Raw genomic sequence first — 11,434 nt, 5'->3', positions numbered from 1 at the left:
CCTTCAGTCTGAAGAAGAAAAATACAGCTAAAACATAACAAGGCACTGTAGGCGGATTTCAGCCAGCCCGGCTGCGCTCGTGCCTCGCGGAGTATAGCCGGGCAGCCCGCTCCCGCTAAGTGGGGCGTTATATACACAAGGATGGTTCAATGAGCATTAATGCCACCTTCATGGGGCAAGTGATCTTCATTTGTATGATTGTCATAGGATTACTGAGTTACTTACTCGGCCGAAAGAAGACGACAACGCCAGTTCTCACAGGTGTGATTGGATCTCTTCTAGGCTTTATTCCGCCAGTAGGGATGATTTTTCTCTGCATTCTAGTTTTGAAAAATGATGTAAATCCAATTAGTCCAAACAGTTAATGTGTATATAACAAGGCACTGTAGGCGGATTTCAGCCAGCCCGGCTGCGCTCGTGCCTCGCGAAGTATAGCCGGGCAGTCTGCTCCCGCTAAGTGGAGCGTTAGCAGTACACAGGATGTTGAACATGGATGCGTATAAAAGGCTTCTGAAGTATAAAGACTCTGATTTCACTTACAAATCACAATTTAAAAGGCATATACCCTTAATTCTATTTCGTTTATTTGCTTTGGTTCTATTAGTCATTTTCTGGAAGCCTATAGGTGTAGCTACTTATGCAACTAAGTTTATTTTTGTTGGCGTGCTAATTGGAGCTCAAACTCAAGAGCTAATTTGGATCAAAAAGCATTGTGATACATGGGGATTGTTAGTTAAAACAACTGATTGGGGTAAAGTTAATACCCTAGCAAACAGTACTGCTAACAAGTAATTAAACAAGGACAAAAAGCAGTTGGTTTTGCTCCTTCGTCGCTAATTTTAACCAACTGTTTTTTGCCTGTTAATTAGGCGTTAAATGCCATTGGTGAATATGCATAACCTTTCTAAATCAGACATAAGTCAATTCATAGCGCCATACATAGGAAAAGTGGTTCGAGAAGTTCGCAGAGGGCATGGGAGCGCTATTTTCCTAGAGGTCGAAGATCTAACTATCATGATCGAGTGGAGCTGGAGAGTTGAGAAAGGCAAAGAAATTTACTTTGGTAGTTGGTCCGATGACAGTGATATCAGCTCAAAACTTGCAGGATTAAATGGACTGATTGTCTCCGGTGTCACATTTCAAGCTAGGCTTCCTGAAATACAAGTGGAGCTGAGTGGTGATACTTGGGTGTGTTCATTTTCCACGGTTGAAGGTGATCCTGAATGGGCAATGATTACTCCCCAGCGAACCTTAATTTCTCAAAAAGGTCATTTAAGATTTGAGTAGTTAGCACTTAACAAGCCACTGTAGGCGGATTTCAGCCAGCCCGGCTGCGCTCGTACCTCGCGGAGTATAGCCGGGCAGTCTTCTCCCGCTAAGTGGAGCGTTGATATGATTCCCCCTGTCAATAGGCGCAGATCTGTCCATGCCGGGCCGTATAAGGCCGGCTTGGACACCCTGGTGAGAGACCTTAGGCAAGTCAATGTTCGGCGGTTGACCTTGCTGATATTCGCGGGTTTGGTTATCCGCATTACTTGTTTGCGCCGCTGGAGCCTTGCCTCATTCTATGTGCGCGCGTGTAAACGCCTAACGCTCTCGAGGGTTGCTCTCACCGCTGCCGCCGGTCTGCATCACCAGGATGGTTTTCCAAATTGTCAGCCTATGTGGACACGTCGATCCGGTTCAAAACGCTGAGCGATGTCCCACAGGTAGCCCGTGAGCTCTCTGGCCACGGCGGTGACCACTTTGTTGTACTCCTTGCCTCGTGCTTGCAACCGCCGGAAGCGGGCACACAAGCGCAGTTGTACCTCCCAGGAGCGTTGTTGCAGTTTGGGAGAATGGTGCTGCTGACGTATCTGCATTTCTCGGGAGACTTTGGGGCTAAAGCGATAGGCCCAGGCGGCTTCAATGAGGATGCGCCGAGCGTGGGTATTGCCACATTTGGTGATGTTCCCGCGCCTTTCCCTAGTACCACTTGAACGTTCACTGGGGGTTAGCCCTACGAAGTTCATGAGCTGCCTGGGGTTGGTGAAACGCCGCAGGTCCCCCAGTTCCGCCATCAGGGTGATGGCCGACAGGAAGCGGATGCCTCGCAGCGCCGTGAGTTGCTGTACCAAGGGATACCAGCGCCAGGATTCGGCCAGGGTCTCCATTTCGAGTTCGAGGCGTTGCAGGCGCTCGTAACGCTCGGTGACGGTGTGAATATAGTCCTGAAAGGTTATCTTCTGTGCTGGCTCGGAGAAGTGGATGTCAGCCAGGTGGCGCTTATAGGCGTCGGTCCAGTTTTGTCGACCGCTACAGGGGTGGCCATTGCGTAGTAGAAACGACTTGAGCCGCTGACGAGCTTGGCGCAGGTCCAGCATGGCGTCCTCGCGACAGCGAATGAGATCGCGAATGGCCTCGTCTCTGGCGTCAGGTATGTATATGGGGGCAATGTCCCCCGAGCGAGCCAGACGTGCCAAGGTGCACGCGTCGCGTTTGTCGGTCTTCACTTTATCGCCAGGAGCTCTTGGGATGAGAGCAGGTGCAATGACCCAGCAGTCGATATCGCGCTTATTGAGATGGCGGTAGAGCCAGAAGCCGCAAGGGCCGGCTTCATAGACAACACAGAGTTTATTGGCCTTGGTCGCCTGCTGTTTCAGCAGCTTGTCGAAGGCCCTAATGTTGGTGGGAACGGTGCCGTAGTAGCGAACGGTGTCACCCATCGAATCGGAAATCAAAGCGACATCCGTGGTTTCCTTGTGCACATCCAGTCCGACAAAAAGTGTGTTAGCTTTAATCATGTCGACCTCCTGTTGTGTTTGATTGCGTGATACAACAAACAGTGTGGCTCTGGTTTTACTAACCCACGATAAAACGCAGGAGGTCGACCTTTGCACAGGGAATCATGATGTCTAAGTTCCTATGAAGATAAGTCTCAGTCAACAATGCCGCGCAATAATTAAGCAGAGGAACCTCGCTTTGATTGTGTTTTTTGCGACAATCCCAATGACGATCATTGTTGGGGTATCACTAGGTGCTCTATTCGGTGAGATAGTAACGTTAGTGTGTTTTGGCGTAGGTGTGGTGAGCGCTTTTGCCATAAATGTCAATTTAGCGCTATACAAACGGTGTCCTAAATGTGATTGGCCAGAGTTTCTGGGTTGGTCGAGTTTTTATTGGCCGTTAGACGTCAAGTGTAAGCATTGTGACCTCAATCTCAGCGACCAAGCTAATAAGTGATGTCGGAACTTAACAAGGCACTGTAGGCGGGTTTTTAGCCAGCCAAGTTGCTCCCCTAAAGTAGAGCGTTAGAAATTAATGGGAATCCCAATGTTGAAAAGAATATTAATTGCTTCATTATTCATGTTTTCATTTAGTTCTATGGGGAACGAACAGCAACATTTCGAGGCAGCTCTTGATACTGTTGCAATTCCTCAAGGCGAAGAGCTCGACCAGATGATAAACGGGCTTTTAACAGCTCAAATTCAAAGCAATCCTAACATTGCTATGCTTAGAGGGGCTTTTGAGACATTTTATAGAGAGACATTCCAGTCGGAAGAGTTTATACATGGCTGCGCTAGAATTCAGATGGAATTATTCACATATGAAGAATTGGTTGAAATCAAGGAAATGATGGATTTACCAATTTTTAAGAAATATCAAAAACAAACGCCTCTTTTCATACAGCGGAATATGGAATTGGGGAGTCAGGTTGTTGAATCTAGAAAAGAACGCCTAATATTCTTGATCGAAAAAGAAAGAGCACGGATAGAAGAGCTTAAGGAATTGGATGAGCAGTTGAACTTGACGGGATCGGATAATTGATTCTTAACAAGTAGACTAATAATCGAATGCAAAGCGCTTGGTTTTGCTTGTGCTTGGCTAATTTTAGCTAAATACTGTTTTTAGCCGCTAAGTGGACTGTTAGCCATCCAAGGGTTTTAATATGAATAAGTATAAGCTCAGGCTTATTGTGATATTGCTCGTTCAAGTGACTATTACAGTGGTCCACAGGTACAAGACCAGCACTTTTGATGATTCAAACTTCTATTATCTGTCCAATTGGTCCTACTGGTTAGGGATGTCCTGGGGTATATTTGTTATGCTGTATGCACTTAGATTGGGTTGTTCTAAATGTGGTGCTAGACAGGTAATGCGTGGGTTGTTATTAACTTCTTGGCGATGGCCTGAGGACAATTGTCATAATTGCGGCTCAAAAATAGAATAGCTTGATTATAACTGCTCACTTCAATCAAATATATCGGCACTAAGTTCTTACGGGCATGTAGTGAAATCATTTAAGAAGCTCTACTTTTATTATCCTAGGTATGTTTTCTTAGCATACTTGGTTTTCCAATTAGTACAGGTACATCATTCTCCAGAGTACGACCTGAATTTTGGAGGAGTGCTTCTGGCCCTCACATTTCCGATGGTGCCGGTTTGGTACTCATTTAAGTTCGCGAGAAAGATGTCGAATGATATTGAAGGGTCCTATTTAAATGTCATTAATTATTTGGCTCCTATTATTGTTGTGTCTGGCGAGGTGTATGCTTTTCACTATATAGAAAACTTGGGGCTGGCGTTTGTTGGTGCTTTTTTTGCTGGTGGTTTTCTTTTTCCTGCCGTACTGTGCATAAACCTGACAATTGCATTGTTTGCTAAAGACACATAAGCGGTGCTGTTACTGAACGGTGATACGGTGACAACAATGGGGCGCTTAGACTTTAGCGAGGTAGTTGGTAGATGGGACAGAAATTTTTAGCTTTCAAGGAGTGTCGTTTATGTTGGTGATTCTTAGTATCCTAGCAATAATCCTGGCTTATTTTGTGGCCTGCAAGAGAGTTGAGAAGGTTGAGTCGGATCCCGAGTCGACGGAAAACACTTACCTTTGGTGCCCTTGGTTTGGCTATATTGTACGAATTCAGGGAGCGCTAACCGTGGCATTTGCGGCATACGAACTTATTGTAAAGGGTTACGATTTGGTTCAGGTCGTTACTGCGGTAATTGGTTTTGGACTGGTTATTTTATCAATTCCTGTATTGAATAAGAGTAAGATCGGATGGTTTGTGGCTACGGCAATTACTTTTAATCCATTGTATTGGATTGTGAATACCGTGTATTACTTCAAAAATAAGGATTGCTTTTCTAAAGCAGCATAGCTTAACAATTGACTTAGGCACCGATAGACGTCTCCTTTTATCAAAGTAAGTTTCTAGTCGCTTGGTTAATCGCTGCGGCTAGCCGTCAAGATTTTTAATGTAGAGTTTGTGTTTTGCGTTCACCTACTTATGAAAATGATCACTACGTCCTGGATGATGCGGAGGAGCGTCATAAGGAACACCCAGAGACCTTTTGGGTTCCTGATAAGGGTGTCAGAGAATCACTGAAGATAGGAAGCCTGGTTAAGTTAGTTTTCAGTATGGAAGTGGAAGCGGGCTCGGACGAAGTCTCAGTTGAGCGAATGTGGGTAGAAGTGACACAGGTTAAGGCTGATCACTATGTCGGCCGCTTAGATAACACCCCTTATGGGTCCTCATGCGTACATTGCGACCAGCCCGTTTACTTCCAGTCCTGTCATATTATCGATGTATACGAAGATGAGATTTAGACAGGTCATCTATGTGAAGCCGCTCGGAGGGCGGTTGATCATCATATGTTGTTCGTTATTAGGAAAATGGAGTTTCAATGAGATATCTGCTGACCATTTTAATCGTTCTAACGTTGGCTGGCTGTAATCCAGGTGATGAGGCTCAAACTGCCAAGTCCCTAGCGGGTGGGGAGAAAGTTTGGGTTTTCGCTCAGTTTAACGTACGCGAGGAGACTGATGATCTGGAGTCGTACTATTACTATGCCCAGATCTCCAAGTCCCTGTATGAAGCGATGGCCAACAACGAAGTAAGCAGTGGGTTCATCTATCTCGAGAGTGTACGCTATTGGGGAGAAGACGATCTTGTTCATGAGTACAGGGACAGTCAGAACTCAGGAGAGATCATCTTTCGTATCGAAAACGCCGTAAAGATCGACTTGGTGACGGCAGAGCCCATTGCTGGCCAAGGTCTGGAGCAGTTTGAAGAGCCCGCCTCAAAGAAAGAACAACAAGCAGAACTCGAGGCAACTAAAGTCTGAGAAGTTTTGGGTTTTTGACTGTTCTCCAATCACAATTTTGGTATGTGCCGTTAGTCAGAGAGTTGGCTCTGAGCTAGCGCTGCAGTCGTAGTCAGTAATTGTTCTATGAGTAAGTTAGCAACTGTTTGTTTGGCGCTTTGGCTTGTGCCTTTTGTCGGCGCGAAGATGATGCCTGAAGTGTTTTGCGCCTGGTATGTGTATTGGCCGTTGTTCTGCGCCCTCTGTTTTTTGCTGCCCTATGGTTTTGCTAAGAGCCTGGGTAATCATTTAAACAGAGCGTATTCCAGTCTGTTTTTGGCGGTTTTCCTGGTAGTGATTTTCGCTAACGCCTTGGTGGTTGTCGGTGCCAGTGGGATTGGGAGAGTGGTGACCATACCCACTCAAGGTGTGCCTGAAAACCTATCTGTAGAAGCGGTGCGTAACGACAGCCCTATGGTGCGTCTTCAAGTCGCCCAGTCAATCTACGTTGAGTACGGTCAGTCCATTACCTATCTGGATGCTGACAATACGCTTAAGTTGTACGTTCCAAGTGAAGAAGACAAAGAACGTTTCCAAGAGAAAGTATCTCTTAGCGAACAGGCAAGAGAGGTTAATAAGGTCGTCAACAGCAGAGTTCAGAATTCGGTTGTTGCTTTGGGATTGGCCTGTGCTTCGTTTTTTGTCGTGTTCTTTTGCATTTTCGGTCGAGAAAGTCGACGCCTTAGCAGGCGTCATAAGAGCCAGGAGTCTAACCCGTGAGGTGGTATGAATCTGCTGTTCGTTTGTAGTGAGAATCGGTTGAGAAGTCCTACCGGAGAGGAAGTGTTCTGTACCTATGATGGTGTGGACGCCATTGGTGCCGGGACCAACTCTGACGCTGATACCGTTGTCAGTGGCGATCTGATTGAGTGGGCCGACATCGTCTTTGTGATGGAGCGGATGCATAAGAGCAAGGTGTCCAGGAAGTTTAAGGCGTTGCTGAAAGGGAAAAAGCTCGTTTGTCTGGATATTCCTGACAACTACCAGCGAATGGACCCTGAACTTATCAGGTTGCTGAAGGCCAAGGTGTCTCAGCATGTGCAACTGTAATAGAGACTAGGTTGCCGAGTGATGCCGCTGTTGATGTCTGAGCATAAGAGAAGGGAATGTATGGAAAAACTGTCAGAGGGCGTAATCAAGGGACTGCTTTGGTTCGTTAGGGCCGTTATTATCGAAGGCTTTTGTGAACGCCTTTGTTTCTGGATTGGGTTTGGTACGCTCCGGCTCATGACTCTGGGAGCCTACCCTAAGGATAGAAAGTTGGCAGATCACGAAACTTTCATTGTGCTCTTTGGCTTGGTTGTTGCCTTGGTATCAGTTATCGGAACCGGAGTATATCTAAGCTAGCGACAATACTCAGTCGAATGGTTGCAGCCGGACCATAGTGGTCGTTTAACGCCTGCTTGCAGTAATTGATGGAGCACTTTCTAACGCGATGCATGAGGAAACCAAACGAGTACTGGACAGAGAGATGGCAACAGTGACGCGACATAAGTATGGCGTGCTGCTGCTGGTTGTTTTGATGCTCGGTTTCGGTGTGTGGTCTGTGTTTCACACCAAGGTTCAAGACACAGAGATTCTGACCGGTGTGGTTGATGGTCATCACGTGTTTTTGCATGACGAAGGGCATACACGCTATCTGCTGGTCCGAGTGCCTGATAGGGAAAGGTTGGTTCGGGTTGTACTACCGCAACGCTCGCCGTTTTTGGAGGGAGCTCGGGTGGAGCTTTATCGCAACCATGCTTCGGACTCCTCTAACGAGCGCTATCTTTTCAAAGGCTATTTGAATCAGTCCAACGAACAGAAGTGAAGGTGGGTTGATATCTAGAGCGGCAAAGTACAGCCACATTTTTATGGCGTCTAGAGTTCTTGAAGGGCGCCAGTTTATCTAAGTATTGCAGTCATTCTTTTAAGGAGTATGGAATGAGAAAAGAGTTTAACTTCAAGGTGAAGGGCCACGATGTCAGGGTCACCAACTCATGGTTACGCGGGGCCAAGCTCTATGTGGATGGAGACCTGAGAGATTTCGATAAGAGCTTTATTGCTACCGGCAAGACTGCCCTGATGTCGGCGAATCTGGAAGATGAAGGGGTTTTGGAGATCTTCCCACTTTCAGGGCTGTTCTCTGTGGAGCTGGATGCGTATCTGACAAAGCAGGAGGTCAGGCAGCAGGTATACAGCTCTCATGAACGCCTTAGCCTGAAAGAGAAGCGGCTGGCTCAATAACCAAATAATAATCAAATGGAAAGCGAATTTCGCTACTGATGGACGTCTTTGACCTTTTGGTGATTGGCATGATGTTTTGACATGGAGGTGTTTGTGAAATTAGTACCGATGGCCTTGGCGGCAGTAATGAGCTTTGGCGCCAGTGCGACAAATAAGCAAGTGTACCTGGATGTTCAGGTGTCTGATTTGGCGCCTGCCCAGGGCGCCAAATGGAAGCGGAACGCGGAAGAGGAAGTGCTGTTCCCCATCGAGCTGGCACGCCTAAAGGGGCGGGGCTGTACTGTGCTCTCTTTTGATATTTCAGATGAGGGGAAAACCGAGAACGTAGAGATTGTCGAATCGATTCCAAAGCGGGAGCTGGGAATCTACGGCAGGAAGATGGTGCGCAACTGGGATTGGGTTCCTGTCTCGGCGACCGATAAAACCGCTGAACAGAAGAGGCTGGTAAGACTGGACTTCTGTATGGGTGCAGAGTCGGCAGAACAGGTTGAGCAGTACTGTAAACAACAGGCCCAGCTTGGTTGCCGCCTTTAAGTCTGCGTGGAAACCGCTTATGAGCAGCTCGTAATCGTGCCGAGCGGTATCACTTTCCGAGATTCTCCGGAACCACAGTCTTGGTGGTGGAGCAGGGCTGCTATTCAGTCCGTGTTGTTCGCCAATTTTTCTGTTTATAGAGGTGTTATGTGGGATAAAACCATTCCCAAGCGAGCGCTCAGAATTTCATGTCTGTTCACAGTGCTCGTCTCATTGATTGCGTTGACCAGAGCAGTCATTGGCCCATCCGTCGAGCCTGCCACTGAGCTGATCACCCGGTTTGCTGTGTTGGTGCCGTCGCTGCTTCTGATATTCTGGGCCTTCTTTTGTATCTATCTCTACTTGAGTCCCGAGGCGGATGGCTTTTTGAACCGCCGTGGACACCATTAGGCTGCTCTGAGGCATGGGAACTATGGGGCGTCGAGTGAGGAGTCGTCATGATCAAACTCTATTCCTACTATTTTGAAACCCTGCTGTTTAAGTTCTCATTTGGGCCTGAACAGGGGGCGGACACCCCCGCCTGGGCAGAGGAGGCACCGTTTCCGCCACTTGCCCCCAGGGCGGCGATAGCGGCTTCCAGCGAAGCGTTGGCTGAGATGCTCGCTGATTATCCCTGCGCCGAGCCAAGCTTCGATGCCTGTGCCCTGAAGCGCTCCGGCCCCAATGGCTGGTGGTATTACCATGTCAGCTGGATGGTGTGGCCACCAGAGTGCGACGGCGGTGATCGCAGCGAGATTCACCTTCCCGTGATGCTCAACGGCCAGGTTCCGCCCTATCAGGTGTTTGATTTTGAAAACCGGTTTGAAGCATGGTCAGATTGAATTTCTGCCCGTTATCAACGAGGTATCCGTTGAAATGAGTAAATTGGATTTGCAGTTCAGGCCCGCCGAGAAGGGCGACCTGGAGGCGCTGGTCGCTCTGCTGGCCGATGATGCCCTGGGGCAACAACGAGAGCACAATGTACATCCCCTGCCTGAGAGTTACCTCAAGGCATTTGATGCGATAGAGAGGGATGACAAGAACCTGCTTCTGGTGGCCACCTGCCAGGGACAGTTGGTGGGGATGTTGCAGCTCACCTTTATTCCCTATCTGACGCATCGGGGCAGTTGGCGCTGTCTGGTGGAGGGGGTGCGCATCGCCTCTGAGTATCGGGGCAAAGGCTGCGGCGAGCAGATGTTTGAACACGCCATCGAGCTGGCGCGTCGGCAGGGATGCTCTATGGTGCAGTTGACCAGTGATAAGCAGCGCCCGGATGCCATCCGCTTCTACGAGAAGTTGGGTTTTGTCGCCAGTCACGAAGGCTTTAAGCTCTCTATCTTGGATTAAGAGAACCGTGAAACGGAGGGGCAAAACCAAGACTGCAGGCTCTTTCAGGTACTGCCACTGGGGCTATATTGCCCTGTTGCCGCGTACTCATGCCGCAGCCGGGCAGGCCGGTGGCTGATGATAGGGGTAATGGGGCTGAAGATTGGAGTTACTGGCAATGCTTGGCTACAGTCACTGATATGATCAAGGTTACTGCGGCCTCGCTTCAACTAATTGAATTCAGGATGAATCAATGAAATATCTAGTGCTGTTGCCCAGTCTGTTGTTGGTGGGATGTTCCTCTCAGCCTTTTGAACAGCAAACCCAGGATATGTTGTTGGAGATGGTGACCGGCAAGTCATACTCTCGCAATGCTGGCAGCTGTCAGATCATCAAACATGAGTGTGGAGAGGGTAACTACACCGAGTGGGTGCAGGAAAATGGTCAACTGGCCTGTGCCTGCAACTGAATCGTGCTCTGTGACTCCGCTGCAGAGGTAAGCGCTTTGACAGGAAGCTGGAATGACATCAGTAGTTTGGTTCTGGCTAAGAGGCTGCCACAATGACCCTAACCAAAGGTGATATCCAAGGAACAGGAGAGAAAAGTGAAGGCAATCATTACTTACAGCTCCCTTAAGGAAGCCCTGGCGGACCTGGATAACGGTGGCCGCTTCTACAACATCCTTACCGAGGCCGATGATGGGGTGGTGGAGCAGGCCGAGCTGGCTAAGGTGGCCGGGGTGTTCAGCGATTCCCAGACCATGTTTCTCTATCTGGACATGGCGCTCTCCGAACTGGCACCGGAGGAGGTGGTTGCACTGCGCCGCAGTCTCAGTGAGGAGCTGCAGCAAGACTATCAGACGCATAAACCCCATAAATATACTCCGGTGCAGGCCAAAGTGGAGGGTCGGGCCGGAGAGCCCGCCATCATCGGCGGCGTACCCAGGCTGGTGAAGTCCATGGAGAATTTCGGCGGCATGATTCTGGTGCCCATTGCCGCCGGTACGGTGAACACCTTTACCATGATCCCCATAGTCGACCAGTACGATGTTTATCAGGTTCGGGATACTCAGAGTGAGCGAGAGTTCGTAGTGGCTCATGCTCACAGTGAAGAGAAATTGCCGGAAACTTACACCCTGTTCGGTGGCATTCTCAAAGAGATGCACAACGAAGAGGGCAATAGCGACTCCCTATTCCTGGAAGCGGTCTATTTTGCCAACCACCAAACCCTGAGTGCCTGATGT

At 48.5% G+C, this 11,434-nt stretch carries 16 protein-coding genes; 15 read left to right on the top strand and 1 reads right to left on the bottom strand.

Going from position 1 to position 11,434, the window contains the following annotated elements; all coding sequences use genetic code 11:
* The first annotated feature begins 489 nt into the window (after positions 1-489).
* Both ACN0RV_RS18470 and ACN0RV_RS18465 read left to right on the top strand, forming a co-directional pair.
* Positions 490-792, top strand: coding sequence for a hypothetical protein (locus tag ACN0RV_RS18470; protein ID WP_417349955.1), 303 nt, complete (start codon positions 490-492; stop codon positions 790-792).
* A 222-nt stretch (positions 793-1,014) separates the two neighbouring features.
* Positions 1,015-1,287: a hypothetical protein gene (locus ACN0RV_RS18465; protein WP_417349953.1), complete on the top strand. Its 273-nt coding sequence runs from the start codon at positions 1,015-1,017 to the stop codon at positions 1,285-1,287.
* Positions 1,288-1,655: 368 nt separating this feature from the next.
* On the opposite strand, the gene ACN0RV_RS18460 is transcribed toward ACN0RV_RS18465, so the two are convergent.
* A complete protein-coding gene (locus tag ACN0RV_RS18460; protein WP_417349952.1) occupies positions 1,656-2,783 on the bottom strand; it encodes an IS110 family transposase in 1,128 nt (375 codons plus the stop codon).
* A 529-nt stretch (positions 2,784-3,312) separates the two neighbouring features.
* Here ACN0RV_RS18460 and ACN0RV_RS18455 point away from each other — a divergent pair.
* The 13 genes from ACN0RV_RS18455 (at position 3,313) to ACN0RV_RS18395 (ending at position 11,431) form a co-directional block, all read left to right on the top strand.
* Positions 3,313-3,807, top strand: coding sequence for a hypothetical protein (locus tag ACN0RV_RS18455; protein WP_417349951.1), 495 nt, complete (start codon positions 3,313-3,315; stop codon positions 3,805-3,807).
* A gap of 643 nt (positions 3,808-4,450) precedes the next feature.
* Positions 4,451-4,654, top strand: a complete 204-nt coding sequence (locus tag ACN0RV_RS18450; protein WP_417349949.1) for a hypothetical protein — start codon at positions 4,451-4,453, stop codon at positions 4,652-4,654.
* Positions 4,655-4,763: 109 nt separating this feature from the next.
* Complete coding sequence (locus ACN0RV_RS18445; RefSeq protein ID WP_417349947.1) at positions 4,764-5,141, top strand: hypothetical protein; 378 nt, start codon at positions 4,764-4,766, stop codon at positions 5,139-5,141.
* Between the two features lie 526 nt (positions 5,142-5,667).
* Positions 5,668-6,108 carry a hypothetical protein gene (locus ACN0RV_RS18440; protein ID WP_417349946.1) on the top strand — a complete coding sequence of 147 codons (441 nt, stop codon included), beginning with the start codon at positions 5,668-5,670 and terminating at the stop codon, positions 6,106-6,108.
* Positions 6,109-6,213: 105 nt separating this feature from the next.
* On the top strand, positions 6,214-6,846 hold the full coding sequence (locus tag ACN0RV_RS18435; protein ID WP_417349944.1) for a hypothetical protein: 633 nt from the start codon (positions 6,214-6,216) through the stop codon (positions 6,844-6,846).
* A gap of 39 nt (positions 6,847-6,885) precedes the next feature.
* Complete coding sequence (locus ACN0RV_RS18430; protein ID WP_417349943.1) at positions 6,886-7,176, top strand: low molecular weight protein tyrosine phosphatase family protein; 291 nt, start codon at positions 6,886-6,888, stop codon at positions 7,174-7,176.
* Between the two features lie 421 nt (positions 7,177-7,597).
* Complete coding sequence (locus ACN0RV_RS18425; protein ID WP_417349942.1) at positions 7,598-7,936, top strand: hypothetical protein; 339 nt, start codon at positions 7,598-7,600, stop codon at positions 7,934-7,936.
* A gap of 113 nt (positions 7,937-8,049) precedes the next feature.
* Positions 8,050-8,352 (top strand): hypothetical protein, encoded by a 303-nt coding sequence (locus tag ACN0RV_RS18420; RefSeq protein ID WP_417349940.1) that lies wholly within the window; start codon positions 8,050-8,052, stop codon positions 8,350-8,352.
* A gap of 81 nt (positions 8,353-8,433) precedes the next feature.
* Entirely contained in the window at positions 8,434-8,886 is a 453-nt protein-coding gene (locus ACN0RV_RS18415; RefSeq protein ID WP_417349938.1) for an energy transducer TonB, read from the top strand.
* 437 nt (positions 8,887-9,323) lie between these two features.
* The gene (locus ACN0RV_RS18410; RefSeq protein WP_417349937.1) at positions 9,324-9,707 is read left to right on the top strand and encodes a hypothetical protein; all 384 of its coding nucleotides are present in this window, start codon (positions 9,324-9,326) and stop codon (positions 9,705-9,707) included.
* A 34-nt stretch (positions 9,708-9,741) separates the two neighbouring features.
* Positions 9,742-10,212: a GNAT family N-acetyltransferase gene (locus tag ACN0RV_RS18405; protein WP_417349935.1), complete on the top strand. Its 471-nt coding sequence runs from the start codon at positions 9,742-9,744 to the stop codon at positions 10,210-10,212.
* Between the two features lie 232 nt (positions 10,213-10,444).
* Entirely contained in the window at positions 10,445-10,660 is a 216-nt protein-coding gene (locus tag ACN0RV_RS18400) for a hypothetical protein (RefSeq protein ID WP_417349933.1), read from the top strand.
* A gap of 135 nt (positions 10,661-10,795) precedes the next feature.
* The gene (locus tag ACN0RV_RS18395) at positions 10,796-11,431 is read left to right on the top strand and encodes a hypothetical protein (protein WP_028109124.1); all 636 of its coding nucleotides are present in this window, start codon (positions 10,796-10,798) and stop codon (positions 11,429-11,431) included.
* Positions 11,432-11,434: the final 3 nt, after the last annotated feature.

It is taken from the genome of Ferrimonas sp. (genome assembly GCF_048263965.1).
Taxonomy (GTDB): domain Bacteria; phylum Pseudomonadota; class Gammaproteobacteria; order Enterobacterales; family Shewanellaceae; genus Ferrimonas.
The sequence above is the reverse complement of the archived record's forward strand: the minus strand, read 5'-3'. Positions and strand labels throughout refer to the sequence as shown.